Genomic DNA, 25,938 nt, shown 5'->3' with positions numbered 1-25,938 from the left:
CCAAAGGTACAATTACTTCTTAAAATGTGTCTATCGTACGCTAGAAATTGGTCGGCATACGGGTACGCCAACGAATTCATTTTTTCACTACTTTTGAACACACTTCACACTGACTGGCCTTATGTTCCGTACCTTATTTTCGTTCCAGTTTCTTTTCGTTCTTTTCATTCAGTTCCCTGCTTTTTCCCAACAAAAGCAACGGTTTCAAAATCTGCAACAGGCCCTGGCCGCGTCCGGACAACTCGCTGGTTCACAAGGCCCTTCGAGCGTTAATTGGATCGATGGTGGCACCCGTTTTTCGTTTATCGACCAGGGCGTGATCAAATCGTTTTCGCCCAAAGACCAGCGCGAAGAGGTGGTTTTTGACGGCAGTGCGCTCAAGTTTCCCGAAACCGGTCAGCCGTTTACCTACGAATCATTTCAATGGTCGAAAGACTCCAAAAATCTGTTGTTTCAAACCAACTTCCGGCCCGTCTGGCGTCGCTCGGGCATTTCGGATTATTATGTGTATAGCGTCGCCGACAAAAGCCTGAAGCGGGTTGCGAAAGACGCCCAAACCGCAGAACTCTCGCCGGATGGGTTGAAGATTGGCTACGAGCGGGACGGCAATCTGTTCGTATTCGACTTTGCCACGCAGAAAGAAACGCAGTTCACCAACGATGCCGCGCCATCGCTCTACAACGGCCGGTTTGGCTGGGCTTATGAAGAAGAGTTTGGTCTGGCGCAGGCCTGGGAATGGTCGCCCGACAGCAAGTTCATCGCCTACTGGCAGATTGACGAGCGCGAAGTGCCGATTTACGCCATGACGGATTACAAGGGCTTTGACGAAAATTTCACGAAACTCCCCTACCCGCGTGTGGGCGACAAAAATCCGACCGCCCGAATCGGCGTCGTCGAACTGTCCAATACGAAACAGCAGTGGATGAAAGTCGATTTGGGCGATGGCTATATTCCCCGCATTTACTGGACGTCGCAGGAAGGCCAACTGGCGGTGGTGCACCTGAACCGCAAGCAAAACCACCTGAAACTGTTTTTGACCAACGCCCGCACCGGCGACGCGAAGCAGATTATGGAAGAAATGTCGAAAACCTGGGTCGACGTGTTCGATTTCTTCGCCGGTATCATGCACTATTTCTATTTCCCGGCCAATTCGCAGGAGTTTTTCTGGGTTTCGGAGCGGGACGGTTGGGCGCATCTATACCGCTACGACTACACCGGAAAACTGCTGAACCAGGTCACAAAAGGCAATTGGGAGGTGGTTTTTGTGCACAACATCGACGCCAAAAACAAAACGATTTACTACACCTCGACCGAACAATCCCCGCTGGACCGGCAACTGTATGCGGTTGATTTCGACGGAAAAAACAAGCGAAAACTGACTCAGTTGGCGGGTCGGCACAAGATCGATTTTGCGCCCAACAGCCAGTATTACATCGACCGGTTTTCGAACACCACCACCCCCACCCGCGTGGAACTCTGGGACACCAAAGGCAAGCTTGTCAAACCGCTGGAAACCAACGCCAGCGTGACGAAATTCATTAGCAACTACGCCTATGCGACGAAGGAACTGACCAGCTTCACGACCTCCGACGGACAGAAAATCGACATCTCGATCCTGAAACCGCTCGACTTCGACGCCACCAAAAAGTATCCGGTGGTGGTGGATATTTACGGCGGACCGGGTGCGCAATCGGTTTATAACGAGTTCAATACGTCCGGCTGGCACCAGTTTCTGGCGCAACAGGGTTACGTCATTGTGAGCGTGAACAACCGGGGCAGTGGCGGTTACGGTTCTGATTTTGAAAAAGTAGTCTACGAAAAACTCGGCCAGTATGAAAGCCGGGATTTTGTTGAAACCGCCAAGTACCTGGGCACGCTGCCGTGGATCGATGGCGGGCGCATGGCCATCCGGGGACATAGTTACGGCGGGTATATGAGCAGCTACACGATGCTGGCTCACCCCGGTATTTTCAAAGTCGCGCTCGTGGGTGCCCCCGTCACCGACTGGCGGCTCTACGACAGCATTTACACCGAACGCTACATGGGTCTGCTGCCCGAAAACGACGCGCAGTACCAGAAAAGTGCGGTTTCGCCGAACGCCAAAAACCTCCAGGGCAAGATGTTCATCGCGCATTCGACGATGGATGAAAACGTCCACGTCCGGAACACCATGCAGTTGATGAATGCGCTGGAAGACGCCGGGAAAGACGCCGACCTGCGCATTTATCCTCCGGGTGCGCACGGCGTGGCCTACAACAGCACCAGTACACTGCTTCTGTATCAGCAGTATACGGAGTATCTGGAGAAGCATTTGAAAAATGGGGCTGTCAACTAATCAGTCGTCAATGCGCAGGAAATCGCCGTTTTTATCAAAATTCAGATCCAGCCCATTCGACAACTCAACACTGTAACGGTCGCGGTCGTTTTCGTTTTTCTCCCAACTGACAATGGTTTGTTGGGAGAAATTCGTTTGCACGTAGGTGCGGATTTTTTCCGGATTGATCACCGCATCCGGAATCGCCTGGTCTTTCCCGTCTACCTGCGTGCACTCGCCGGATTTGGTAAAGTCCAGATCAAAACCGTTGCTCAGGATGACATCGAAACCGGTGGTCAAACCGTCACGCTCTTTCACCACTTGCAGGATGGTTTCCTGCGGGAAATGCGTGCTGATAAAATTCCTGGCGTTTTGCGGCAAGGCTTCGGGGGTCACATTTTTTTCCTGGTCACAAGCCGTAAGGCCCCACATCAATAAACCCGAGAGAACGAAGCGTACTGTTTTCATACGTTTTAGTTGAGGTTATGTTCAAATCGAAACCATGACCCCTCAACGCAAGCGTACCCCTACGGTTGGCTTCTTTTTTTAAAATCAGTTTTCCACCTTAATCCCTTCCTCTTCCAAATACCGGCCAATGTTAAACGTCTGACCGTCGAGCAATTCCAGATCCCGGTGCCAACTCATGGTCAGCCAGGCATCGGCGGTTTGTTCGGCAATCATCACTTGCTGCGTGTCCGTAAAAATCCAGATTACCTTGTCCGTACCAAAATCGAGGAGTTTTCGGGTCTTTTTATTGACGTAATTGAAGTCTTCAATCTTTGATAGATCGGCTTTTACATCAATTTCAACGGCCACTCTAGCGGGTATATCAGCATAGTGGGTGTTAATTTTATCGGGTGTTAAAAGACTGCGTTCGTAAATCGCCACATCGTGGGACAAATTATTCCGGTGATCAAGTTGAACACCAGGATCTGATGCAAACCAATATTTTTTCTCGTCCAGAAATCGAATCATGATTTCCATAAACAAAGAAACGAGTATCCACTGCAATGTACTCGAACCCCTAATTTCTTCGAGTGTTTTTTCCCCTGCCAAAACGTCTTCATAACCGCGGTAATACAGCGGTCGCCCATCCAGCACCTCATACACCAGCGATTCCATGGCTACTTTTTGTTTGACGTCTTTACCGGCGATTTGACACCCTACGGTTTACGGGACTTTCCAGAAACTTCTTTCTTCTCAAGCGTCTGCATACCTTTTTCGTTTGATGCAAAATACGGTTTTTCCGGCAAAGATGCCTCAATACGCAGCCTCCATCTTGTATAAGGTTCGCTCCGAGCGTTCACACAATGGAATAAATTTCTGGTAAAACTCTTTCCAGGATGGGAGTTGCGTTAACCGGCAACGCGACGGTTCCAGTTCGGCATAAGTCGGATACGTCAGCTCCAGCACCAAAACATAGCCAGAACCGCTCAGATCCGTCAGCAGCCGGGCACGGATCTGGTTGTCAACTTCGTGAGCAGAACTCAGATACTCTTTCCAGAGTTGGATAGCGGCCCGGCTGGATCCAAATTTGAGGTAAAACACATTTCGTTCGGTAAACATGTCCGTAAGCTGTTTAGGAGAAAACTACACTTCCATTTTCAACGCCCGGCCGACATCCTTCTGGTGCAGCCGCCCAATCGGAAGTTCCTGCCCGGCGACCTCGATGTGGCTGGGCGACCAGGCCGAAATCTTGTCGATGGCCACAATGAACGACCGGTGTATCCGCAGAAAATCCCGGCCCGGCAGCATGGCTTCCACCGAACTAATGGCCTGTTTCACCACCAGCGGTTTGGCATTGGCCGTGATGATTTTGATGTAATCTTTCAGGCTTTCGACGTAGAGAATGTCTTTGGTATAGACCTTCACCATTTTGCGGTCGGCCCGAAAATAGAGAAACGCATCACGCTCCGACGGCACCAGTTCCTTTTCAACGGGTGGCTGATCGGGCTCCGAAATACCGTTCGCCACATTCTGGGGTTCGAGCCGCATGACTTTGGAAACCGCCCGCAAAAACCGCTCGAACGGAATGGGTTTGAGCAGGTAATCGACCACATCCAGATCAAAACCGTCCAGTGCGTATTCGCGATACGCCGTCGTGAAAATCACTTTGGGAGGATTCCGCAAACTCCGCAGAAAATCGGTGCCGGAAAGTTTGGGCATTTTAATGTCTAAAAATAGCAGATCGACCGGCATCGACTGGAGCAGGCTGAATGCCTGAACGGCATTGTGGCACTTGCCGACAATCTCAAGCCCATCGACCAGTTCGATGTACGATTCGATAATCTCCACAGCGTGTGGTTCGTCATCAATCAGCAGACAACGTACGTTCATAGGGATGTGTATTTGTTGTTGTTATTTTTTAAGCCCCTAAATCCCCTAAAGGGGACTTGGACACCGCATAACCCGGATTTTAAAGTCCCCTTTAGGGGATTTAGGGGCTAATTTCTATTTTACACCGGCATTTCAGCTACCGGCATCTTATTCGGTTTCAAAACCGCCAATTCCCGGGGTAACCGCAGGGTCAAATCAACCAGAAACGTTTCTTCTTCCGGCTGAATTTTCAATTCATATCGACCCGGATACAGCAATTCCAGCCGCTTCCGGACGTTTTGCAATCCGATTCCCCCAACGGTGGCTTCAACGGAGGTGGCTTCAACAGATGTTACCCCACCCTCCGTTGAAGCCGCCGTATCGGCATCGCGGCTGTTGACCAGCTTGAACGTCAGCACATGATCATCGACGGACAGGTCCAGAAAAATCCAGGCCTGCTCCAGTTGTTCACTGGTTCCGTGTTTGAAGGCATTTTCCAGAAACGGAATCAGCAACAGGGGCGCCATTTGTATTCCCTTCAAATCGCCGTGGAAATTCATCGAAACGTCCAGTCGCGAGCCATACCGCAACTGCTCCAGTCCGATGTAATTCCTTATGAATGCAATCTCTTTTTCCAACGGCACCTCCGACGCATTGCAGTCGTAGAGCATATAACTCAGTAATTGCGACAGTTTCAGCACCACCGCCGGCGATTGCTCCGATTTTCGTAACGTCAAGGCATACAGGTTGTTGAGGGTATTGAACAGAAAATGCGGATGAATCTGGGACTTCAACAACTGTAACTCCGCGTTAAACTTTTCCTTTTCTATCTGCCGATAGGCCTGCTCTTTCAAATACCAGATTTTGACGAGTTTAATGGCAGCCGCAAAACCGCCCACCGTAATGCCGCCCCGTAATCCCGCCATCAACAAATAGGTTAAGCCCCCCCCGCGAGCCCGCGACGTACCCAGCCACGCATGCAAGGGCGCAACAACCGAGGTCGAAAGAAGGGCCGATGCCGACGCACTCAGAAATGAAAAAAGAATAACGCCAACCACCATTTTCCAATAGGGCCCTTTGTCCAGATAGCGGGGGAATAAAACGTAAATAATACCGTACGACAGCACCATATGGGCCGGCATAAACACCAGCGAACTGACCCCGGAGGAAAAAAAGCCCAGAAAGAACGCTTCGGGTTTTCCGTAACCGCGATGCAGAAAATAGGAGATCGGAAAAACACCATACAAAACCGTAAAGTAGAGCTGAACGACGCCCCAGAAAAGCCCGTGCCGGGCCAGGCGGTAACGCGGCTGATTGGAAAAGATGAAGTTGGTGTTAGAGAGTTGCATACAAGTACCCGATTACCGACCGAATATAGATAAACGACACCTTTCCTGCCACGAATTGCGCGAATTGTAGACGAACGGTAGCGAATCGTCGCCAAATGGCTCTTTTCAGCGCCCTAACTACACTCGTCGCCAGTCCCTTGCCGTATCAGCCGGGAACCGGCGCATTGGGCGAAAATGCAGGCAGGCGGTTTTTCCCATGTTTACTTTTGAAGCGTCCATTCTGACTAAAACAACAACTACGAACGAACCGCTTCGGCGCTACCACCATGAAAATCAATCCACATTACCGTCTGGCGCTATTCGCCACGGCCTTATTCCTGTCTTTGTCGGCTTTTAGCTTTGGTCAGGGACGGCAAATCCGTCAGTCAACTTCACCCCGCCAGGGCTTCTGGGTCGTGGAATCCCAACCGAAGCAGAACTGCGTCGTTTTTTTCTACAACGATGACAACCAGCTCGTTTACAAAGAGACGCTGGCGAAAAAACGACTCAATCTCAAACAGGCCAAAACCCGGGAGAGTCTGAATGCCGTACTGGAACAGGCTTTGCAACAATGGGCCGTTTCGCAACAACCGGGTGGCGCGGCCATGCCCGCCGATCAGCAATGGTTTGCAACGGAGATTAGAAATTGAGGATTGACCACCGACCATTGACCATTGTCAATCGTCGATGGTCAATGGTCGATGATCAATCGTCACTCTCCTTTAATTTGGTTAAATTGGTTCGAGTCCCCCGGCATGGGCAGTTTGCTCCGGGCCGGGGGCTTTTTTGTGCGAAATAATCACCGAATTGCCAGACTGGAAGTTGCATTGGTGTTCGTAATCCGTATTTTCGGACTTCGATCCATTTGTCCTTCATGCAAACCGGCCTCTCCGTTCCCGCAACCCGCACCGAAATTCTGGCGGGCGTTTCCACGTTCCTGGCAACCATGTACATCATCGTGGTCAATCCGGCCATTCTCAGTCAGGCTGGTCTGCCGTTCAGCGGGGTTCTGACGGCAACGGTTTTGCTGTCGTTCGGGTGTAGTCTGATGATGGGTCTCTATGCCCGGAATCCGATGGTGGTGGCGCCCGGTATGGGGCTGAACGCGTTTTTCACCTTTACGGCCGTCAAAGGCATGGGCATCCGGCCCGAAGTGGCGCTGGGGGCGGTTTTTTGGGCGGGCGTTCTGTTTCTGATCCTATCGCTTTTCAACGTCCGTTCGGCCATTGTCAGGATCATACCCAGGCCGCTGCGGTATTCGGTTTCGGCCGGTATTGGCCTGTTTATCACCCTGATTGGCTTTGAAAATGCGAAATTTATTGTAGCCAATCCGGCTACGCTGGTCAGCATCGCCAGCCTGAAAGACCCGATTATTGTGACGTTTATTTTCGGACTTTTCATCACCAGCATTCTGGTCATCCGGCAGGTTCCGGGTGCCATCATCATCGGTATTCTGCTCACGACCCTGGCCGCGCTGCCCGTTGGCCGGTGGTGGGGCGATGCGTCGGCGGTCAATTTCGGGCAAAAAACACTCGTCAATTTTCAGGGCATTTTTGCCGCCCCGGATTTCAGTCTGATCGGCAAACTGGATCTGGTCAACTCCCTGCAATGGTCGCTCTGGCCGGTAATCTTTGCCTTCGTTTTTACGGATTTGTTCGACAGCCTGTCCACTTTCGTGGGCGTGGCCGAAGCTGCCGACCTGTACGACGACGACGGCAACCCGCGCAACCTCAACCGCTCACTGACGGTCGATGCCGTGGCCACGACAATGGCGGGTTTGCTCGGCACCAGCCCCGGAACAGCTTACATCGAGTCGGCGGTGGGCATTGCGCAGGGCGGGCGTACGGGCCTGACGGCCATCGTGGCGGGTTGCCTGTTTCTGCCGTTCCTGTTTCTGTCGCCCTTGCTGTCGGTCATTCCGGCCATTGCCACTGCCCCGGCGCTGGTGCTGGTCGGTGCTTTCATGATGAAACCGGTTACCAAAATCAACTGGGGTCGGCTGGACGATGCCTTACCGGCGTTTCTGGCGCTGGTGCTGATTCCGTTCAGCTACTCGATTACGCAGGGCATCATCTGGGGGTTTCTGACGTGGACGGTCGTGAAACTGGCCATTGGCCAATCGAAAGAGGTGCCGGTCGGTTTATTGCTTGTCGATTTATTCTGCATTCTGGCACTCTTTTCTGGACACTGATATTCAGGGAAGCACGGCCACCAACTCCACTTCCACCAGCGCCGTTTCTTCGTACAGCCGCTGAATCTGCACCCAGGTTGCCGCCGGAAAATCGTTGTTATAAAACTTCTTCCGAACGTCGTTGTGCTTTTTTATTTCCTCGATGTTGGTCGTGTATAAATTCTCTTTCACCACGTTCTGAAAAGTAGCCCCGTAAAAAGCCAGTGTTTTCTGAAGACCATTGTACACGTTTGTCAGTGCAGAAGCCGCTTCGCCCCCGCCAACGGTTCCCGAAATGTAAATGGTTTTGCCGACCCGGACGGCCTGCGCATAGCCCGCTCCGTCTTCACCTGACTTCCCGAAATGAAATTTCTGTTTTTCAATTGCATTCTGGCTGGATTGTGCATTCACTCCATTAAAAACAACGGTTAAAAGCATCACAAGAATAGAAATGGCAAATTTTTTCATCGTATTTTAGTTGTTTAACACCGAAATGTATGCAGCATAAACTATACAAAATGATTCGTTTAAACAAATTTTTGATTTTGGGATTGTTCGTAATCGGGCTTGTCGGTGGCCCTTCGCCTATTCAGGCCCAACGGTATAAACCCCGTCCGATTACGGCCTTGCTCGGCGCTTTCGACGAAGAGGTGAAGCTGGTCCAAAAATCCCTCAGGAAACCAAAAAGCCGGACGCTCAACGGAATTCACTTTATGACCGGCCGGATCAATGGCCACAAAGTCGTGATCGCCGAAACCGGAATTGGAAAGGTCAATGCTGCCATGACGACGGCATTTGTACTGGCCTATTTCAAACCGGAACGGGTGCTTTTTACGGGAATCGCGGGTGGCACCAATCCCGACCTTCAACCCGGCGACATCGTGATTGCCCGGCAAACCGCCCACCACGATTACGGCTACATCACGTTTCAACAGCAGAAAACGAATCAAACCCGCAACGCCATCACGAAAGACCTGAACCCAACGTATTTTCCCGCCGATTCACTCATGATGCTGGCGGCACAGGAAGCCGCGAAAACCGTTCCGTTTGAGAGCATTCCCTCTACCTCGCGCCCACCGTCAGTTGTGGTAGGCACGGTGGTAACGGGCGATGTCTTCGTTTCGTCCGACGAAAAAGTCGCCAGTTTGTGGTTGGAATTCAAGGCTGACGCCACCGAAATGGAGGGAGCCGCCGTGGCGCAGGTTTGCTACCAGCAACAGGTTCCCTGTCTGGTAATCCGGAGTTTGAGCGACAAAGCCAACTCCAACGCCCGGCAGGATATGCTCACGTTTTTCAAGATTGCCGCCCGAAATTCGGCCAATCTGGTGATGACGATTGTAGGAAAGTTGTAGATTGGTTAGGGGTAAAAAAACGAATAGCCGGAATTCGCGGGGATGAAATTACAAGCGAAGAATGGCCTGGAAACCGTCTCGCAAAATTCCCAGATCCGAGCCAATGGCCAAACAGGAAAAACCGGTTTTTCGCAGTTCCGGTACATCGGCCGGATTTCGCACCAGAATGCCAGCCTGCTTCCCGTTCTTTTTAGCCGCCTGACTCACCCGCGCCAGGGCGTCGGTAAATGTTAGGGACGGTTTTGATGGGCAACGCACGGCTAAATCCAGTTTCAGATCCGCTGGTCCCACAAAAAGCACATCGACCCCTTCAACTTGAGCAATCGCTTCGGCATTCATAATACCTTCATAATCTTCCAGTTGAGCCATGAAAACCGGCGCGGGCAGTTCCTGAATGGCTTTGGACGCACGCAGTCCGTAGGCATACGCCCGCACCGAACCGGAATACCCGCGGGTTCCGTGGGGCGGATAACGCATGGCGGCCACGCAAGCGGAAGCCTGCGCCGGAGTCGAAACGTGGGGCAGCATTATCCCCGACGCACCCCAGTCCAGCGCCCGGGCGATCAGCGTCGGGTCGAGGCTGCCCACCCGGACCATGAGCGTAACCTCCGGATTTCGGACGGCCTGCAAATTCGCCAGCAACCCGCTTTCCGTCAGACAGCCGTGCTCCAGATCGAACAGCAGCCAGTCGAGCGAACACGCCCCGGCCAGCTCGGCAATAACCGGCGAACCCGTTGATAACCAGGTCCCCAAACCCAGTCGACGAGTATTTTTCTTTTCGAAGGAATTCATAAATCAGCGATCGCTTTATGGCCTTGCAAACCCAGCATCGCCGTTCGAATCCGCGCTTTGGTGAAGCTTTTCAGGGATTGTCCCGACGATCCGGCTCCGATCAGGAAAAAATCGTCCTGCCGGTCGAAGTACCCCGCTCCCACCCGAATGACGGCTTTGACAATCATGTTGCGGAGCAAATGCAGCCAGAAACGCGGCAGAAATTGTTCCGGCAATTCCCGGATCGTCTGATAACCCGTCAAAACCGCCTTCATGAAGTCGCCGGAATGAAAACAGGCCAGCAAAGCCAGGTCGTCCGTGGGGTCGCCCGAGATGGTGTCGTCCCAGTCGATGACGGCTTTTAGTTCGTCCGGCGTTCCCAGCATGTTCCACAACGCGAGATCTTTATGAACCAGATAACCGGTTTTCAACGCCAGCAAAGCATCGTTTTTGTCGACAAGATCCTGTACGTCAAGGCTTTCTTCGTCGGTCAGAAACCGGGCATTCGTCAGAAAATCCAGATGCCGTTCCCAATTCAGCCGGAAGTAAGCGCGGTACGTTTCGTGTAAACCGATTAGCCGACCGGTTTTTCGAAGCAGCGCCGGATCAAAAGGGCCGAAATTTTCAGGTGAAATTTGCTGCCAGCGCGCCAGATTGGCTCCAATTTCATGCGCAATAGCATGTTCGTTTAACTTCCCTTTTTTGTGTAACGCATTCAAATCCGGCGCATCGATGAACGCCAGAATCTGGTAGGCAAAGGGAACCTTCGACCGCGACGCATCGACGGCAAAAACCGGGGGCGTCGGCACCCCGGTTTGGCGAACCTGATCCAGAATGGCGGCTTCCACTTCCATGTAATCGTCTTTCTCCGGCCCATTTTCCAGCCGCAGAAAATACGTCTCTCCGCGATGCGTCGCCAAATACGTCAGGTGATTGCCCTGACCACCCGCCGGTTGCAATGCAAAGGAAGAATCCCTAAAATGGGTCTGTAAAACCGTTCGCAATGCCTCTTCTACGCCCCGATCGGGCATGACAGGATGCGGATTTGTCAGACTGTAAAAGGCAGAAGGACGGTCGCATTTCCAGTAATAAATCTGTTGCCGATTCGCCATCCTAGTTCTCTTTCTTAGCCTCTGCTTTGGCTTCCAGCGATTGGCTAATCACCTGTCTGGCTGTGGCATTCGGTGTTACAAAACCGCCTTTCAGAACATCTTCTTCCCTAAACCGGGCCAGCAGAATTTCCCCACCCGTACTGCGTTTCCGGCCCCGGTCGTAGGAAATATAAATCGTACCGTCGGATGCCTGAACACCATCGGGATACGTTACCATATTCCGTTCATCCAGCAACAAACCGCCCTGCCAGGTCTGCCCGTCGTCGTCTGAAAGGTACGCCGTCAGGTGCGACCGGGCGATTTTGCCATCCACCTTGGCGTGCTTGACCAGCAGCAGACGACCCGACTGCAAACGGCGGATAAAATGACGGGCGTTGGTGTTTTCAATCACCGACTTCTGCGGTTCCGACCAGGTTTTCCCCTTGTCGTTCGAGTAGCTTTCCCAAAGTCCTTTGCCCGTGCGGGTGGTCAGCCAAAGCGTGCCGTCGCGCCGTTCGATGATGTGCGATTCGTCGTAGTCTGGCTGCGGAAAACGTACTCCGCCCCGACGCTTCCAGGTGCGACCTTGATCGCTGGAAACGAAGACATTAGCCATCCGGAGCGAATCCAGTTCGTGGTGCGCTTCCCGATACGGAGAAGCCGGGTCCATCGCGACGATTTTCTCCCGGTTCCAGAGCGAAATCACCAGCAGCCAGTCGCCGTTGGCCAGGACGGTGGGTTTATTCAGGGAGCAGCCGTGCCAGATTCGTTGCGGTTTCGACCAGGTAGGTTTGTCACTGTCCGGGTTGTCGCACATGGTGTACCAGTTACCGGCGCGGCCGTCGAAAAACGTCATCGACTGGTCGAAGAAAAGCCACAGCCGACCGCGCGGATCGGTCCACAAGGTTCCGACAATGGCCCGGCGGCTTTCACCCAGCGACGCATCGTGTGGGTCGATCACAACGCGCGGTTTCGACCAGGTTTTGCCGTTGTCGTCGCTGGTGGTCAGCGCAAAAAATGCTTCTTCGTTGTCGCCCCCGCCCACCCAACAGGCCCAAAGCCGTCCTTTCGGCGTTCGCTCAAGGCCGATGGTCATGTTAAAATCAAGCCGATCCGGATCATATTCCGCCGACGGAGCGGTATTGACAACCGGTGGCACCAAAGCCGGATCGACCGGTTTTTTCGGCTGCGCCGGAACCGTTAAAACCGCTATCGACAAGCAGGTTGTCAGACAATACAACTGTATTCTGAGAAGGTGATTCATACCATTGTTACCTAAAATCCGCATACGGTATTTTCATGAAATAGTGACGAATACCGTCTTCCATCGCGAGATAAAGCACTTTCCGGGCATCGTCAGCAAAACCGTCAGGGTAGCAGATCATGGCCGGATTGTGTTCAATTTTCTCCATCGTGGTGGTATTTTCAATGGTTGCCAGCCGGATTTTTTTCGTCCACGTTTTGCATCCGTCTTTGGAAACCCAAAGCGACACTTCGCTGCGATCTTTACATTGATTTCCGATCAGCAAAACGTCCTGCCCGACCTTCAACAAGGTAATTTTTGAATTTCCATTGGGAATGTCGCTCGGCGCAACTTTCGCCCACGTACGACCAAAATCCCGGCTTTCGGTTCGGTACAAAACGCCGGTTCCGGAAGCCCGCATCAGCATCACCAGATGTCCGGGTGCCACTTCAACCGTGTTGGGTTCCCAGAGCATGCCCAGATCTTCGCGCTTGTGATAGCCGTGCATTTCGATGTCTTTCCAACCCGGTTTACACACCAGCGCCGAAACGCAGAACGGCCAGTTTTTGCCCTCAATCAGCTTCTGACGGCTGAATTTCTGGGTAAAACCATCGGCCTGTTCCTGGCAAAAAGCGGAGAAAAACCATTCGCCATTGGACATCACAAAGCCGCGTCGCAGCGTAAAACTGCTGGCAAAACCCGGCAAACTCACCGGCTCCGTCCAGGTTTTTCCGGCGTCGGTGCTGACGGTCGTAAAGGTTTTCAGGTTGTTATACCAGGTCGGCGCGTCGAAGGTATTGATGGGCACGAACACGGTTTTATCGGACACAAACAGTTCCGGCGACCAAACCGCCCGGGTTGGGTGTTTCAGAAACGGTTCCGGCGACGACCAGGTTTTTCCTTCGTCGGTGCTGCGGGTGGCAACCACAAAATTGCCATTGTCAGGTTCCCAGGGGCCACCCGTGTAATGCAGACAGAGAAGCGAGCCGTCGGGCATCCGTCGCAAAACCGGCTCTCGCGACCAGCCATCGCCATTTTTCTTAAAATCATTGATCAAAACCGGCGGATAGGCAAATACCAGGCCGTTGAGTTTTACCTCGCTATACTGGGCTTTCAGTTGAAAAACGGAGCCCAAAAGGAGCAACAGGACAAGGAACCGTCGGATATGAGACGAATGTATTTTCATCGAATTAAAGAACAAAAAGGTTGGTGTGGTCAATAGCCCGGATTTTGGGTTAACGCCGGATTCAGGTCAATTTCCCGCAGCGGAATCGGCATGAGCAACTCGTTTTCAGTCATTCTGAAACTGATGCCTTTGCTGGCGAAATGCGCATTCATGACCTCGATGGCGCGGCCCGTGCGAACCAGATCAAACCAGCGTTGCCCTTCGAACAAAAACTCCACTTTCCGTTCTTTCTCCAGCGCCAGCCGGAGCGCCGGTCTATCCAGTCCGGCCAGATCCGACAAACCGGCGCGTTTGCGCACCTGGTTAATGTACGGCAGCGCATCGGCGGTTTTGTCCTGCTCGTTCAGGGCTTCGGCGTACATCAGCAGCACATCGGAAAACCGCGAAACCGGATAGGTAACACTGCCGTCGGACACGTTGATTGCGCTGAAATCCACAAACTTTAACCCATACCGGCTATAGACCTTCGTGCCGCCCAGCAAGGTGATCGTGTCGTTAACCGAAGCCGCTTTTCGCCGATCCGCTTTTTCAAATGCGTTGAAGGAATTCAATGCCGGCACCATTCGCCCACCGCCACTTTGGTTGTTAGGAAACAGCAGCATATTAGACAGAGCTGGCGTAAACTGTACCGAATACAAATTGCCCAGATTGGCCCCGGAGACAAACTTAATTTCGAAAATAGATTCGGCTACATTGTTATTTCCTTTGACCACCAGCGATTTATAATCGGGTACTAAGGAATACTGTTTTTCGTCGATAACCTCTTTCAGTTTCGCAGCCGCCAACGCATAGTCTTTTTTGGTCAGATACACTTTTCCCAGCAGCGTTTTGACGGTTCCTCTGGAAACCCGCCCTTTATCGGCGTTCAAGGTTGCCGACATCATCGACTCGGCGGTGGTCAGGTCGTCAATGATAAGTTTATAAACTTCCTCCTGCGGTTTTAGCGATAAATCGGTGGCCGCAATGTTGCCGGGACTTCGGAATTCCACGTCGGTAACCGGCACCCGCCCAAACAACTGCACCAGGTAAAAGTAACTCCAGGCCCGGAAAAACCGGGTTTCTCCCGTAATCCGATCCCTCACAACCGGGTCGAAAGAAGCGCCTTTGATGCGGTTTAGAATGGTATTACAGCGGGCGATGGTGTATAAGCCCACGTTCCAGGTCGCCAGAACCGTGGCGTTGGCGGCCGTAACGCTATTGTCGTCAAACTCCACTTCGGCGGCTGTTGGCGCCAGCCACTGAAGTTCGGCATTGTCCGTTGCCAGTTCATTGATATAATGCAGATTACCGGTATGAAATCCTTTGAATGAGCTGTAAACACCCAAAAGTGAGCTTTCAAAATCGGCCGCTGTGCGGTAGAAACTCTCGTCGTTAATCTGGTTCTGTGGCTGCAATTCCAGAAATTCTTTACACGACATACTTGAAATCATGACCAGAAAAACGGCCAGTATCGTGCTTGGTTTATGTAGTATTTTCGGTTTCATAATCGTATTCGATAATGTTATTATAAAAAACCGGTATCGTTATTTAAAAGCGACCCGTAACCCCAATGTGGCAATGCGTGGAACCGGATACGAATAGAAATCGATCCCGGATTTGGCAATGTTGTCCCCGCCGATGCTGGCTTCCGGATCAAAACTGGGATACTTTGTGAAGGTGTAAGCATTGGTCACATCTGCAAAAAGGGTAAAGTTTTGAAGGCCAAGCCGACCGGCGAGCGCGGTTGGGAATGAATACGAAAGATTGATGTTCCGGATGCGCACGTACGAACCGTCGAACAAATACCGCGACGACATGCTGTTTCCCCGTGCATAATCATTCCGGATCGCTCGCGGAAGTAGGCCGTCACCGGGATCTTCGGCCGATTTCCAGCGACGATCGGCAATGACAAGCTGGTTCTGAACGCCCGCAACGTTCAACTGGGTTTCACCAGCCTGAAGATAAACCAGGTTCCCCTCCGTACCGATCACGCTGACATTCAGGGAGATATTTCGAAATGTAAACTTGTTGTTGAAGCCCCAGGTGTATTTGGGCCACGGATTTCCGACGATTTTCTTGTCCGCATCCGTAATCCGTCCATCCTTGTTGACATCTTCAAACCGCAGGTCGCCGGGTTGGGTGGCCGGATGCACCAGCGGGCTGGCTTTGATCTCTTCCGGCGTCCTGAAAACGCCCAGCGCATTGAGCATGAAGAAACTCGAAATGGGTGAACCGACCTGACTGACCTGGTAGGGCGAGTTAACAATCCGGGAGCTGGACGTGCTGAGTGCCAGCACCTTGTTCCGGTTGGTGCTCAGGTTCAGATTGGTGGTCCAGGAAAAGTTTTTTCCCCGGACGTTTTCCGAACTCACCGTCAATTCCAGCCCTTTGTTCTCCACTTCGCCGATGTTCTGAATGGACGAGTCGAAGCCGGAAGCTGCCGGTAGCAAGGTGTTTAGCAGCAGCCCTTTCTTGACATTTCGGTAGGCATCGACGGTGAATGACAGGCGGTTTTTGAACAGAGAAACGTCCAGTCCAATGTCGGCCTGAAGCGATTTTTCCCAGGTAAGGTCGTCGTTGGCCAGGCTTTGGGGTGTAATGCCCAGCACAATACCGCTGGTGGTGACGTAGCGCGACGTTCCGAGCAGACCGATGTGGGCGTAATTGCCGATCAGATTATTCCCGGAGGTGCCATAACTGGCTCTGATTTTCAGGTCATTGACAAAAGTAAAGCCTGCCATGAACGGTTCATCGGACAGGCGATAGCCCAGCGAAAACGACGGAAAGGTTCCCCACTTGTGGTTGGCTCCAAACCGCGAACTGCCATCGCGACGCACGGTGGCCGTCAGCAAATACCGCCCGTTGAAGGTGTAATTGACCCGCGCCAGCATCGACAGCATCGACCATTCCGAGACGAAATTCGTCCCCGCATTGACGTTGCCGCCCGACAGAAACGGTATGTAATCCGTCGGGAAATCGGACGCGCCAGCCTGCAGAATATCGTCCGAATTCTTCTGAACTGTGAACCCGATCACACTGTTGAAATTGTGTTTTTCACCCAGCATCCGCTGAAAACTGAGCGTGTTTTCGTTCAGCCAGTTCAGGCTTTTACTGACGTAGGCCCCGGCGGTGGGTGGTCCCGTCAGGTTGAAACCGTCACCAATCCGCGACGACTTCCAGATGCGGTTGTTGTTGGTGGTGTAGTTGACGCCCACCGACGATTTAAGCCGCAACCCGCTCATCAATTCATACTCTAAATAGTTGTTGGTGAAGATGTTAGCCGCATTGCGTTTGTCGGTGAATTCCCGCACAATCACCAGCGGATTCTCGACCGGAACACCCATTGGATCAACCAGTTCGGAATACGGATTGCCGTTCTGATCGTAAACCGGTGCCAGTGGCGAGCTGGACAGGGTGGCCGCCAGCAGTCCACGCTGCCCGACGGTTCCCTCGGCGCGGGCAAAATTGCCGTAGGAATACGATCCGGCAAAGGAAGCGCCCAGTTTCAGGCGTTTGGTGAGTTGCGCGTCGATGTTGGTGCGGAGGGTAAATTTTTTCAGATTGGAGCCGATGATGATCCCTTCCTGATCGAAATAACCGCCCGAAACGTAGTAATTGATGTCGTTGGTGCCACCGCTGGCCGATAGCTGGTAATTCTGAAGCGTTGCTGGTCGGAAAATCACATCCTGCCAATCGGTTCCTGTGGTGGGCAGCAACTGCGGGTTTCGGTAGTCCGGTCGTACCCACTGGGGCTGACCGCGCACGCTGTTGGGATCGGTGGCTTTACCGCCCAGATACACCCAGGCGTTGTCGCGACCTTCGGCCACCATCTGCGCAAACTGCTGCGGATTGAGCATATCCAGTTTCTTCGCCAGCGTCTGAACGCCCACCGACGACTCCAGATTGATGCTGGTTTTGCCCTGTTTGCCCCGTTTGGTCGTGATGATCACCACGCCATTGGCACCGCGTGAACCATAAATCGCCGTTGCCGAGGCATCTTTCAAGATTTCAACTGACTCAATATCAGACGGATTAATGGTGCTCAGCGGATTAATTTTCGTCGTCGAAGCATTTGTGGCCATGCCGCTGGCCGAGTAGGAATTTCCGGTGAAGCTGCTCAAATCCGACCCTCCGCCCATCGAACCGATGGCGTATCCGTCGATGACATACAAGGGCTGATTGCCGCCAGTAATGGAACTGATGCCCCGAATGACGACGTTGACGTTGCCGCCCGGCGCCCCCGTGGTCTGGGTGATCTGCGCTCCTGCCACCTTGCCCTGCATCATCTGATCGAAGCTGGCGGCCGGAACCGGCAACAGGTCTTTGCCGCTCAGGTTGACAATTGAACCCGTTAAATCCTTCTTTTTCTGCGTTCCATAGCCCACCACCACGACCTCATTCAGGGTTTTCTGGTCGGGTGCCAGTTGCACATCAATGGTGTTCCGGTTGCCAATCGCCACTTCCTGATTCAAATACCCGACGAACGAAAAGACCAGCACCAGTGCCGATGTGGCGGCATCTTCGGGAACGTTGAGCCGAAATTCGCCGTTTCCGTCGGTCGTGGTTCCCCGCGTGGTTTTTTTCACCACCACACTGACCCCCGGCAGACGCTCGCCGGTTTCGCTTTTCACACTTCCCGTCAGAATCCGGTCCGCTACGGGCGCTTTCGCCGGGGCCGCCAGCGGAAGTTCAGCGGTGGCCGCCGTCCTTTCCGTAGTGCCATTCGCCGACGTTGGCTGGGAGAGCACAGGATCCGGAAGCCGGGTTTCGGCATCGGCCACTTTCCGCGCTTTTTTGTCGCCGATGACCAGATACGAACTGCTGTTTACTTTTTTGTACCGCAAACCCAGCGGCCGCAACACATTGCCGAGGTTTTTTTCGAGCGTAGCTTTCGGATTAATGGCTTCCGACGTAACCGTAAACCCTTCTACGGCACGCAGTTCGAACATAATATCGACCCCGTAGGTGTTCTTCAGATCGTTCAGTACGTCTTTGAGTTGCCGGACAGTTCCCCGTGGGATTTCAACCGGTTTTTGCCGCATCGTACTGGCCAGCGCCAGGGGCTGTGACCAGCCCGGTCGGAGCCCAAAAAGCAATAGGAGAAGCATAAGCCCCGCTTGCGGAGCCTTTCGTAAAGAATTTACCATTGAAAGTAAGGGTTTAGAAAGTCTTGTTTAATTGTCCATTAACTGGACATGATTGCCCTGCCGGACCACGTTAATATCCAGCAATTCCGAGATGGACTGCAACAATTGATCGACATTATCGGCCCGAAATGACCCCATCAGCACCCGCCCGGCCAGTTTCTGATCTTTGATATCGACCTGTAAACCGTAGTTTTCTTCGAGGAGATAGGCCACTTCCTGCAAAGGCGTTTCCTCAAAAACGAAACGTTTTTCGCCCCAGGCTGGGTGCAGTCGGGTTTGCTTCATGGTTTTCAGGGCAATGTGGTTGTGTGGGTCGAGCGTCACCAGTTCGCCGGGTTTCATCATCACCTGCTTCACGGTTTGCCCGGTTTGCACCTGCACCTGAACTTTACCCTTGTTCAAGGTTACTTTGGCTCCGCGTTTTCGGGCAAAAACGGTGAATTCCGTTCCCAGAACCACCACCTCAAAATTCTTGACGGTTTTGACGACAAATTTCTGATCGTCGGCCGTGTGGGTCACCGAAAAATTGGCTTCGCCGGTGAGCAGCACTTCCCGGATGCGCGTCCCAAATCCCCAGCGGGGTACGCGCAACGTCGAATTCGCATTCAGGAGCACGGCACTTCCGTCGGCCAGTTGCAGCGAACGGGTTTCGCCAAATCCTGTTTCGTAAGTTTGATAGCGGATCGAAGTGCGGAACAAAAAAGCGCCAATGCTGACCAGCAGCAGAAAGGATGCCGCCACCAGCCAGGGCCTGATCGACCAGCGGTTTTGCACGGGCGCAAGAACCGTCTGGGCGGTATCGACGGCGTCGGTTTGCGGATTGTCTTTCAAGAAAGCCGTGTAACGCTGAAGCGCGCCGTCGGTTTGGGTCAAATACTGCGGATGCAAATTTTCCCACTCTTCCAGCCATTCGTAGTAGCGCTCTTCGTTTGCTTTTTCCTGAAGCCACTGCGCAATCAACTCCCGCTGCAGCGGAGACGTCTTCCGGGCGAAGTGGTTAAATAGCAAACTTTTGTTGACTTCCGATTCCATTTCCTGCAACCTGCTGTTTATTCATAAGACAACTTTTCGGCAAAAGCACCTTAGTGGCTTCAGGAATTATTCATCCACAGGGCCAGCAAAATCAGCCAGTGCTCTTTCAACCCTTTCCGAATAATGCTCAGGGCTTTCACCATATGCACTTCGACGGTTTTGATCGAAAGGCCCAACTCGGTCGCGATGGTCTGGTATTTTTTTCCTTCGAAACGGCTCAGCAGAAATACTTTCCGGCATTGCGGAGGCATCGATTCGACCAGATCTTCGACCCGGTGAAAGACTTCTTCAAACTGAATAATCTGGTCGGGGCGCTGGCTGGGGGCGCTTTCCTGGGCGTCGGCGGTTTCCAGGTCTTCCAGCTTTTTGAATTCCAGGCGCAGGTAATTGTAGGCTTCGTTCCGGACACTGCGGAACAGGTAATACCGGTACGAATCCGTGACGGATTCGTAGGCCTTTGTTTTCCAGAATTTACAAAACACATCGCTAACGAGGTCTTCTGCCGTCTCTTTGGAGTAGACAAACCGAACGGCATGGCTGCACAGCACCTGGTGATACCGCCGAAAAAGCAGTTCGCACCCTTTTTGCGGGTTCTCACTGAACGTCCGCCGGATAAACCATTCCGCATCCTGGCGACCCGGCTTTTCATCCGCTGGCTCGATTTCCAGACCAGGGTCATTCCCGGTTGTGGTAATTGTCGGAACGTGCGGGTCGGCAGAATCGAACCGTTGACGGGTTTGCATGATCTTTGATTAAAACGAACGGGTCTTTGAAAGAGACAATGCTTTAGTAAGAAAGACAACTTTTCACCAAAATCACCTTAGTTGGTTTTAAAAATTTCTCAAATAAAGTCAAAAATGATTGTGATTGTGATCAAACCGCCGGGCTGGGGCGCTCCTCCGGAGCTGGGGGTCGCCATGGCAAGGTTTGTTTGCTATTAACAGGGAATCCCTCCGGGATTGAATGTACCGCTTAGGGTCGTATTGGCATTACCCTAGAGGGATCTTCTGTCTGTAGTCGGCTTTTTACCAAAATCACTAAGGTGATTTTAAAATTTCTCGAATTAAGTCAAAAATGGTTGTGATTGTGATCAAACCCGCTGGGCTGGGGCGCTCCTCCGGAGCTTAGGGCCGTCGTAGCAGGGATTGTTTGCTATTGACAGGAAATCCCTCCGGGATTGAGGGTACCGCCTGGGATAGGATGTGATGTGCATTCCCTCGGAGGAGTTATCTGTCAAAAGTCGGCTTGTTTGCTGTTAACAGGAAATCCCTCCGGGATTGAGGGTGCCGCCTGGTGTCGTATTGGCATTACTCCGGCGGGGTTTTCTGTCAAAAGTCGGCTTGTTTGTTGTTAACAGGGATTCCCACCGGGATTGAGGGTGCCGATGGGGATAGGATGTGCATTACCCCGGAGGGGTTTTCTGTTAATAGCAGACGGAGTTCAGTAGATGTCATCAAGCTCCGGAGGAGCGTACCATCATCCATTGTTTACGGTTTTTACTGACTGTTTCCGTCATCAATCCATTCAAACAGGTATTTCGTTTCAAACGGCACTTCAAATTTTTCCAGCAGTGTAAGGTATTCCTCCCGAAACGTGTGCTTGCGGTGATGTTCTTCCTGATTTAAAATATAGCGGACAACCGCACCAACCTGAGAATGAGAATAGGTAAAAGCCCCATACCCTTCCTGCCAGTAAAATGGAATTCGTGTCCAGCGTTTATCTTTAATAAAAGCAGAAGTCGCCGTTTTTATATCCTTAACCAAACTGGCAATGGTTAATGTGGGAGAAAATCCAACCAATAAATGGACATGATCGGGCATGCAATGGATGGCCAGTAACTTAGCGCCCCTGTTTTGTACGATCCCCGTTACATAGCGATGCAATTCTTCTTTGTGCTCCCGTGGAATAAGACTGTGACGGCCTTTAACGGCAAATACAATCTGTACGTAAAGCTGCGTGTACGTATCCGCCATAACCAGAATGCGTTTAATGACTTCTATTAGACATTTTTTTAAAACTGAAGTCACTTAGTCAAATCGGCATACGCAATTATAACTCTTGATCAGCATAAGAAAATGACTGCGTCTGTCCCGTCGTAAACCGTAAACCGAAGTACCGTAACCGGTAAATCTTTACTTTTACACGAACTCCTTAACTCCTTCCTCCGTGCGTAAATTTTTCATCGGTTTCCTGCTCTTTCTGGTTGCGCTCGTCGTATTAGGTGCGGGCTATGGTTACTACAACAGCCGCGACCGGCATCCCGGCTATTCGCTCGACCTGAACATTCCGGCTCCTGCCAAGCCCCAGTCGCTTAAAGTCGGTTTTTCGGCGCTGAAAATCACCCCCTACCTCCCCGACCGCTGGACGGACAAAAACCAGGATGCGGCTTATAAACCGGAGGATGGCGACACCTTTACCGACGGCAACCACAACGGCGAATTCGATGCCTACTGGATGGCGGGATTCAGCCAGAAACGCGCGGCCAACGGCGTTCACGACGATTTGTGGGCGCGGGCGATGGTGATCGACGATGGGAAAACCCGGCTGGCCATCGTGGCCGTCGACCTGCTCGGCTTCACGCACAAAAACGTCATCAATGTCCGGAAATCCATCCCCGCCAGCGCGGGCGTTACCTATTCTATCGTGTGCAGCACCCACACCCACGAAGCACCGGATTTTCTGGGCATGTGGGGCGGCAGTATTCTGAAAAGTGGCGTAAACAAAGCCTATGAACTCTTTGTTGAGCAGCAGGTGACGCGGGCCATTGTGCAGGCCGTCGAAAAGCTGCGCCCGGCGCGGCTGCGTTTTGCGCAGGATTTGGCCGGTGCGGATTCGCTGCTGATGGATACCCGAAAACCGCTGGTAAAAGACGCCGGTTTGTATAGTATGCAGGTGCTGGATGCGGTGAAAGACAGCACCCTGGGAACGCTCGTCGTCTGGGGAAATCACCCTGAAACCTTGTGGAGCAAAAACACCCTGCTGACTTCCGATTTCCCGCATTACGTTCGGGCGTATCTGGAAAAAGGAATCGTGCAGGGCGATTCGGTGGTGCAGAAGGGATTGGGTGGCACGGTGGTGTATGCGTCCGGCTGCGTAGGCGGATTGATGACCACCTCGCCGAAAGTGACCATTCAGGACCCGCTGACGGGCGAGCGGTTTAAAGAGCCGACGTTTGAAAAAGCCGATGCGCAGGGAAAGCACCTGGCCATGCTGATTTACAAGTCGTTGCAGCAGGATACCACGACAACCCAACCGGCCGACATCCGGTTGAGAGCGCACACGATCGAAATCCCACTGGACAATAAATTGTTCCGGCTGGCAGTCGGATTGGGCGTTCTGGATGCCGGTTTTAGCAGTTGGGGGAACTTCCGGAGCGAAATTGCGGCTTTCCGTTTAGGCGAAGCGTCGTTTCTGTGTGTTCCGGGGGAAATATATCCCGAAATCGTCAACGGTGGGGTTGAAAATCCGGTGGGTGCCGACTTTCGTATCAAACCGATCGAAACTCCTCCGCTGAGAAGTTTGATGCCGGGAAAATACAAGTTTGTGATCGGGCTGGCGAATGATGAACTGGGCTACATTATTCCGAAAAGTGAATGGGATACAGAGGCTCCGCATATTTACAACCAGGAGAACAAACCGTATGGTGAAGTCAACTCCACCGGATCCGAAACCGCTCCCAAATTATACCAGGCTATGGCCAAATTATTGCGCGATTTATAGCAAAAAAAGGAGTTGATTGCTTTATTTTCCAGTAGATATTATTTTCAAACCTAAACGATTCAACTCCTGTAACGTTAATTGGTATGCGAATTTTACTTGTTGAAGACGAACAGGAAGTAGCTTCATTTATTAAAAGCGGACTGGAAGACTATGGCTTCGAAGCCGACGTAGCCGGCGATGCTTTGCAGGCTCAGGTGATGCTGGCCAACAACGACTATCCCACGATCATCCTGGATGTAAACCTTCCGGTGATCAACGGTTTCGAGCTGTGCAAACTCATCCGCAGCCGCTACGAAGACGTGTCGATTCTGATGCTGACGGCCCTGGGAAGTACGGAAAGCAAACTGAGCGGTTTCGATGCCGGGGCCGACGATTACCTGATCAAACCGTTCGAATTTCGGGAACTGGTGGCCCGGCTGCGGGCTTTGAATCGCCGAAGAAGCACCAATCCGTCGGATGCCACGGTGCTTAGAATTGCGGATCTGGAATTGAACCAGCAAAGTAAAACCGTCAAACGCGGCACCCAGAAAATCATTCTGACCGCCCGCGAACTGGCGCTGCTGGAGTTTTTTATGAAAAACCAGAATAAAGCCCTGTCCCGCAATGAGATTACCGAAAAAGTGTGGGATGTCAACTTCGATACCGGTACCAATGTGGTCGATGTGTATGTGAATTACTTACGAAAAAAAATCGATAAGGATTTCTCCCCCAAATTGATCCATACCATCACCGGTATTGGCTACATCATGCAGGAATCTGAAGAATAACAGATGAAAATAAGAGCGCGCATTTCGGTTACTTTCCTGATTATTGTCGCCACCAATCTGGTGCTTTTTTCGCTGGCGATCTATTTTATTTCTGAATATTTCCGGCAACGCGATTTCTATTACCGGCTGACCGACAAAGCCCGCATTACCGCCCGTTTACTAATTGAAGAAGACGAAGTCGATCCGGCTATTCTTCGTTTAATTGAACGCAACAACCTGACATCTTTGCCCGAAGAACACATCGTTATTTACGACCAGCAGAATAAACAGATTTACGCCAGTGCCGACACCGCACACGGTATTGCGAGCCAACGCGACCTGCTTGATCGCGTTCGTAAACAGAAGCAACTCTACATGCGTCGCAAAACCCGGGAGATCGTCGGGTTGGCCTACACCTATCAGCAACAGGAATACGTAATCATTGCCACCGCCTACGACGAATCTGGGCTGACGGAAATTGCTCATTTGCGGAATATCCTCGGTTTCGGGCTGGTTTTCAGCCTTTCGCTGGTGGGTATTTCGGGCTGGATGTTTGCGGGTCGTTTTTTGCAACCGATTTCCAATGTGATCCGGCAGGTGGACCGCATCAGGGCGTCGAACCTGAACATGCGGGTGGATGCCAGCGATAACAGCGATGAGATTGCGCAACTGGCCAAAACCTTCAACTCGATGCTCGACCGGGTGCAGGAAGCGTTTGAAGTTCAACGGAATTTTGTGGCCAATGCCTCCCACGAACTCCGGACGCCCCTCACGATCATCACCGGCCAGATCGAAGTGACGCTCATCAAGAAGCGTACCGTTGAAGAACACGAAGCCAAATGGGTGGCCGTTCTGGACGTGATCAAACGGTTAAACGTGTTGTCGAACAATTTGCTGGAACTGACGCAGGTGAGCCTCGACGATGCGCCCATCAAATTCCACGAGGTGGCCCTGGACGAAGCCATCTATCAGGCAACCAAGATGTTGACAACCCGCCGACCGGATTATCAGGTCATTTTTTCCTTCGAAAGCGAAACCATCCAGTCTTCGCTTACGGTTCAGGGCAGCCTGGCGTTGCTGATTTCAGCTTTCGTAAACCTGATGGAGAACGGGTGTAAATTTTCGGCCAACAACCGGGTTGAAGTAATCCTGGGGGCGGATGAGCAGTGGGCGACGATTCAGTTCAAAGACGAAGGGATCGGAATTGACCCGGCCGACATCAAGCACATCTACGAACCCTTCTTCCGGGCCGAAAACGCCAAACGAATCCTCGGCTACGGCATCGGCCTGCCGCTGACCTACCGCATCATTCAGCTTCACCGTGGACAGATCTCGGTTGCGTCCAAAATCAACGAAGGCACGACCTTTACATTGAAGCTACCCAAAACGTTCTAATCGTTTCCTAATTGACTTCTAATCGACTTCTCATCGACTTCTAATTACCTCTTAATTACCTGCTTTCCATACGGTTGTAGATTTGTATCATCACAAGGAAAGGTTTTCACTACGATAAAAAGTATCATCAGTCCTGTCCGGTTCGACC

General features: G+C 52.1%; 22 protein-coding genes. 7 read left to right on the top strand and 15 right to left on the bottom strand.

The features are described 5' to 3' along the window. Nucleotides 1–121 precede the first annotated feature (121 nt). The gene (locus ACO064_RS21395; protein ID WP_421829261.1) at nucleotides 122–2,335 is read left to right on the top strand and encodes a S9 family peptidase; all 2,214 of its coding nucleotides are present in this window, start codon (nucleotides 122–124) and stop codon (nucleotides 2,333–2,335) included. Here ACO064_RS21395 and ACO064_RS21390 read toward each other — a convergent pair whose 3' ends face one another. From ACO064_RS21390 to ACO064_RS21370, 5 genes are all read right to left on the bottom strand, one after another. Beyond that, nucleotides 2,336–2,782 (bottom strand): PepSY-like domain-containing protein, encoded by a 447-nt coding sequence (locus ACO064_RS21390; RefSeq protein WP_421829260.1) that lies wholly within the window; start codon nucleotides 2,780–2,782, stop codon nucleotides 2,336–2,338. A gap of 84 nt (nucleotides 2,783–2,866) precedes the next feature. After that, entirely contained in the window at nucleotides 2,867–3,436 is a 570-nt protein-coding gene (locus ACO064_RS21385) for a Uma2 family endonuclease (protein WP_421829259.1), read from the bottom strand. Nucleotides 3,437–3,574: 138 nt separating this feature from the next. Continuing rightward, nucleotides 3,575–3,880, bottom strand: coding sequence for a hypothetical protein (locus tag ACO064_RS21380; protein ID WP_421829258.1), 306 nt, complete (start codon nucleotides 3,878–3,880; stop codon nucleotides 3,575–3,577). A 24-nt stretch (nucleotides 3,881–3,904) separates the two neighbouring features. After that, nucleotides 3,905–4,651: a LytR/AlgR family response regulator transcription factor gene (locus tag ACO064_RS21375; protein WP_421829257.1), complete on the bottom strand. Its 747-nt coding sequence runs from the start codon at nucleotides 4,649–4,651 to the stop codon at nucleotides 3,905–3,907. A gap of 119 nt (nucleotides 4,652–4,770) precedes the next feature. Beyond that, nucleotides 4,771–5,979 carry a sensor histidine kinase gene (locus tag ACO064_RS21370; protein WP_421829256.1) on the bottom strand — a complete coding sequence of 403 codons (1,209 nt, stop codon included), beginning with the start codon at nucleotides 5,977–5,979 and terminating at the stop codon, nucleotides 4,771–4,773. A gap of 266 nt (nucleotides 5,980–6,245) precedes the next feature. Here ACO064_RS21370 and ACO064_RS21365 point away from each other — a divergent pair, with 266 nt between their 5' ends. Further along, nucleotides 6,246–6,608, top strand: coding sequence for a hypothetical protein (locus tag ACO064_RS21365; protein ID WP_421829255.1), 363 nt, complete (start codon nucleotides 6,246–6,248; stop codon nucleotides 6,606–6,608). A 224-nt stretch (nucleotides 6,609–6,832) separates the two neighbouring features. After that, nucleotides 6,833–8,149 (top strand): NCS2 family permease, encoded by a 1,317-nt coding sequence (locus ACO064_RS21360; protein ID WP_421829254.1) that lies wholly within the window; start codon nucleotides 6,833–6,835, stop codon nucleotides 8,147–8,149. A gap of 3 nt (nucleotides 8,150–8,152) precedes the next feature. Here ACO064_RS21360 and ACO064_RS21355 read toward each other — a convergent pair whose 3' ends face one another. Beyond that, nucleotides 8,153–8,539 carry a RidA family protein gene (locus ACO064_RS21355; protein WP_421829253.1) on the bottom strand — a complete coding sequence of 129 codons (387 nt, stop codon included), beginning with the start codon at nucleotides 8,537–8,539 and terminating at the stop codon, nucleotides 8,153–8,155. A 107-nt stretch (nucleotides 8,540–8,646) separates the two neighbouring features. Here ACO064_RS21355 and ACO064_RS21350 point away from each other — a divergent pair, with 107 nt between their 5' ends. Further along, the gene (locus ACO064_RS21350) at nucleotides 8,647–9,480 is read left to right on the top strand and encodes a 5'-methylthioadenosine/adenosylhomocysteine nucleosidase (protein WP_421829252.1); all 834 of its coding nucleotides are present in this window, start codon (nucleotides 8,647–8,649) and stop codon (nucleotides 9,478–9,480) included. Between the two features lie 48 nt (nucleotides 9,481–9,528). On the opposite strand, the gene ACO064_RS21345 is transcribed toward ACO064_RS21350, so the two are convergent. The 9 genes from ACO064_RS21345 to tnpA all read right to left on the bottom strand — a co-directional run bounded on the left by ACO064_RS21345 (nucleotide 9,529) and on the right by tnpA (nucleotide 21,902). Then, nucleotides 9,529–10,272, bottom strand: coding sequence for an HpcH/HpaI aldolase family protein (locus ACO064_RS21345; protein ID WP_421829251.1), 744 nt, complete (start codon nucleotides 10,270–10,272; stop codon nucleotides 9,529–9,531). Beyond that, on the bottom strand, nucleotides 10,269–11,363 hold the full coding sequence (locus ACO064_RS21340) for a phosphotransferase family protein (RefSeq protein WP_421829250.1): 1,095 nt from the start codon (nucleotides 11,361–11,363) through the stop codon (nucleotides 10,269–10,271). Before ACO064_RS21340 ends, ACO064_RS21345 begins: the two co-directional genes overlap by 4 nt. 1 nt (nucleotide 11,364) lies before the next feature. Continuing rightward, nucleotides 11,365–12,606: a sialidase family protein gene (locus tag ACO064_RS21335; RefSeq protein ID WP_421829249.1), complete on the bottom strand. Its 1,242-nt coding sequence runs from the start codon at nucleotides 12,604–12,606 to the stop codon at nucleotides 11,365–11,367. A gap of 7 nt (nucleotides 12,607–12,613) precedes the next feature. Further along, the gene (locus ACO064_RS21330; protein ID WP_421829248.1) at nucleotides 12,614–13,720 is read right to left on the bottom strand and encodes a sialidase family protein; all 1,107 of its coding nucleotides are present in this window, start codon (nucleotides 13,718–13,720) and stop codon (nucleotides 12,614–12,616) included. A gap of 80 nt (nucleotides 13,721–13,800) precedes the next feature. After that, nucleotides 13,801–15,189, bottom strand: coding sequence for a RagB/SusD family nutrient uptake outer membrane protein (locus ACO064_RS21325; protein WP_421829247.1), 1,389 nt, complete (start codon nucleotides 15,187–15,189; stop codon nucleotides 13,801–13,803). 105 nt (nucleotides 15,190–15,294) lie between these two features. After that, complete coding sequence (locus ACO064_RS21320; protein ID WP_421829246.1) at nucleotides 15,295–18,858, bottom strand: SusC/RagA family TonB-linked outer membrane protein; 3,564 nt, start codon at nucleotides 18,856–18,858, stop codon at nucleotides 15,295–15,297. Between the two features lie 66 nt (nucleotides 18,859–18,924). Beyond that, on the bottom strand, nucleotides 18,925–19,929 hold the full coding sequence (locus ACO064_RS21315; protein WP_421829245.1) for a FecR family protein: 1,005 nt from the start codon (nucleotides 19,927–19,929) through the stop codon (nucleotides 18,925–18,927). Nucleotides 19,930–19,988: 59 nt separating this feature from the next. Beyond that, nucleotides 19,989–20,672: an RNA polymerase sigma-70 factor gene (locus tag ACO064_RS21310; protein WP_421829244.1), complete on the bottom strand. Its 684-nt coding sequence runs from the start codon at nucleotides 20,670–20,672 to the stop codon at nucleotides 19,989–19,991. Between the two features lie 753 nt (nucleotides 20,673–21,425). After that, complete coding sequence (gene tnpA / locus ACO064_RS21305) at nucleotides 21,426–21,902, bottom strand: IS200/IS605 family transposase (protein ID WP_421829243.1); 477 nt, start codon at nucleotides 21,900–21,902, stop codon at nucleotides 21,426–21,428. Nucleotides 21,903–22,095: 193 nt separating this feature from the next. On the opposite strand from tnpA, the gene ACO064_RS21300 reads away from it, so the two are divergent. The 3 genes from ACO064_RS21300 to ACO064_RS21290 all read left to right on the top strand — a co-directional run bounded on the left by ACO064_RS21300 (nucleotide 22,096) and on the right by ACO064_RS21290 (nucleotide 25,790). Continuing rightward, nucleotides 22,096–23,649, top strand: a complete 1,554-nt coding sequence (locus ACO064_RS21300) for a neutral/alkaline non-lysosomal ceramidase N-terminal domain-containing protein (protein ID WP_421829242.1) — start codon at nucleotides 22,096–22,098, stop codon at nucleotides 23,647–23,649. 83 nt (nucleotides 23,650–23,732) lie between these two features. Then, entirely contained in the window at nucleotides 23,733–24,416 is a 684-nt protein-coding gene (locus ACO064_RS21295) for a response regulator transcription factor (RefSeq protein ID WP_421829241.1), read from the top strand. Between the two features lie 3 nt (nucleotides 24,417–24,419). Continuing rightward, entirely contained in the window at nucleotides 24,420–25,790 is a 1,371-nt protein-coding gene (locus ACO064_RS21290; RefSeq protein WP_138989806.1) for a sensor histidine kinase, read from the top strand. Nucleotides 25,791–25,938 lie beyond the last annotated feature (148 nt).

This window comes from Larkinella sp. (assembly GCF_965227735.1).
GTDB lineage: Bacteria > Bacteroidota > Bacteroidia > Cytophagales > Spirosomataceae > Larkinella.
Note: the sequence above shows the minus strand (reverse complement) of the source record. Positions and strands in the feature narration are given on the sequence as shown.

Excerpts from the sequence above, each read along its gene's own strand:
- ACO064_RS21385 (WP_421829259.1), bottom strand. The coding sequence starts at position 3,436 with ATGGAATCGCTGGTGTATGAGGTGCTGGATGGGCGACCGCTGTATTAC.
- ACO064_RS21340 (WP_421829250.1), bottom strand. The coding sequence starts at position 11,363 with ATGGCGAATCGGCAACAGATTTATTACTGGAAATGCGACCGTCCTTCT.
- ACO064_RS21370 (WP_421829256.1), bottom strand. The coding sequence starts at position 5,979 with ATGCAACTCTCTAACACCAACTTCATCTTTTCCAATCAGCCGCGTTAC.
- ACO064_RS21375 (WP_421829257.1), bottom strand. The coding sequence starts at position 4,651 with ATGAACGTACGTTGTCTGCTGATTGATGACGAACCACACGCTGTGGAG.
- ACO064_RS21395 (WP_421829261.1), top strand. The coding sequence starts at position 122 with ATGTTCCGTACCTTATTTTCGTTCCAGTTTCTTTTCGTTCTTTTCATT.
- ACO064_RS21315 (WP_421829245.1), bottom strand. The coding sequence starts at position 19,929 with ATGGAATCGGAAGTCAACAAAAGTTTGCTATTTAACCACTTCGCCCGG.
- ACO064_RS21380 (WP_421829258.1), bottom strand. The coding sequence starts at position 3,880 with ATGTTTACCGAACGAAATGTGTTTTACCTCAAATTTGGATCCAGCCGG.
- ACO064_RS21295 (WP_421829241.1), top strand. The coding sequence starts at position 23,733 with ATGCGAATTTTACTTGTTGAAGACGAACAGGAAGTAGCTTCATTTATT.
- ACO064_RS21335 (WP_421829249.1), bottom strand. The coding sequence starts at position 12,606 with ATGAATCACCTTCTCAGAATACAGTTGTATTGTCTGACAACCTGCTTG.
- ACO064_RS21390 (WP_421829260.1), bottom strand. The coding sequence starts at position 2,782 with ATGAAAACAGTACGCTTCGTTCTCTCGGGTTTATTGATGTGGGGCCTT.
- tnpA (WP_421829243.1), bottom strand. The coding sequence starts at position 21,902 with ATGGCGGATACGTACACGCAGCTTTACGTACAGATTGTATTTGCCGTT.
- ACO064_RS21310 (WP_421829244.1), bottom strand. The coding sequence starts at position 20,672 with ATGCAAACCCGTCAACGGTTCGATTCTGCCGACCCGCACGTTCCGACA.
- ACO064_RS21360 (WP_421829254.1), top strand. The coding sequence starts at position 6,833 with ATGCAAACCGGCCTCTCCGTTCCCGCAACCCGCACCGAAATTCTGGCG.
- ACO064_RS21325 (WP_421829247.1), bottom strand. The coding sequence starts at position 15,189 with ATGTCGTGTAAAGAATTTCTGGAATTGCAGCCACAGAACCAGATTAAC.
- ACO064_RS21345 (WP_421829251.1), bottom strand. The coding sequence starts at position 10,272 with ATGAATTCCTTCGAAAAGAAAAATACTCGTCGACTGGGTTTGGGGACC.
- ACO064_RS21290 (WP_138989806.1), top strand. The coding sequence starts at position 24,420 with ATGAAAATAAGAGCGCGCATTTCGGTTACTTTCCTGATTATTGTCGCC.
- ACO064_RS21320 (WP_421829246.1), bottom strand. The coding sequence starts at position 18,858 with ATGCTTCTCCTATTGCTTTTTGGGCTCCGACCGGGCTGGTCACAGCCC.
- ACO064_RS21365 (WP_421829255.1), top strand. The coding sequence starts at position 6,246 with ATGAAAATCAATCCACATTACCGTCTGGCGCTATTCGCCACGGCCTTA.
- ACO064_RS21350 (WP_421829252.1), top strand. The coding sequence starts at position 8,647 with ATGATTCGTTTAAACAAATTTTTGATTTTGGGATTGTTCGTAATCGGG.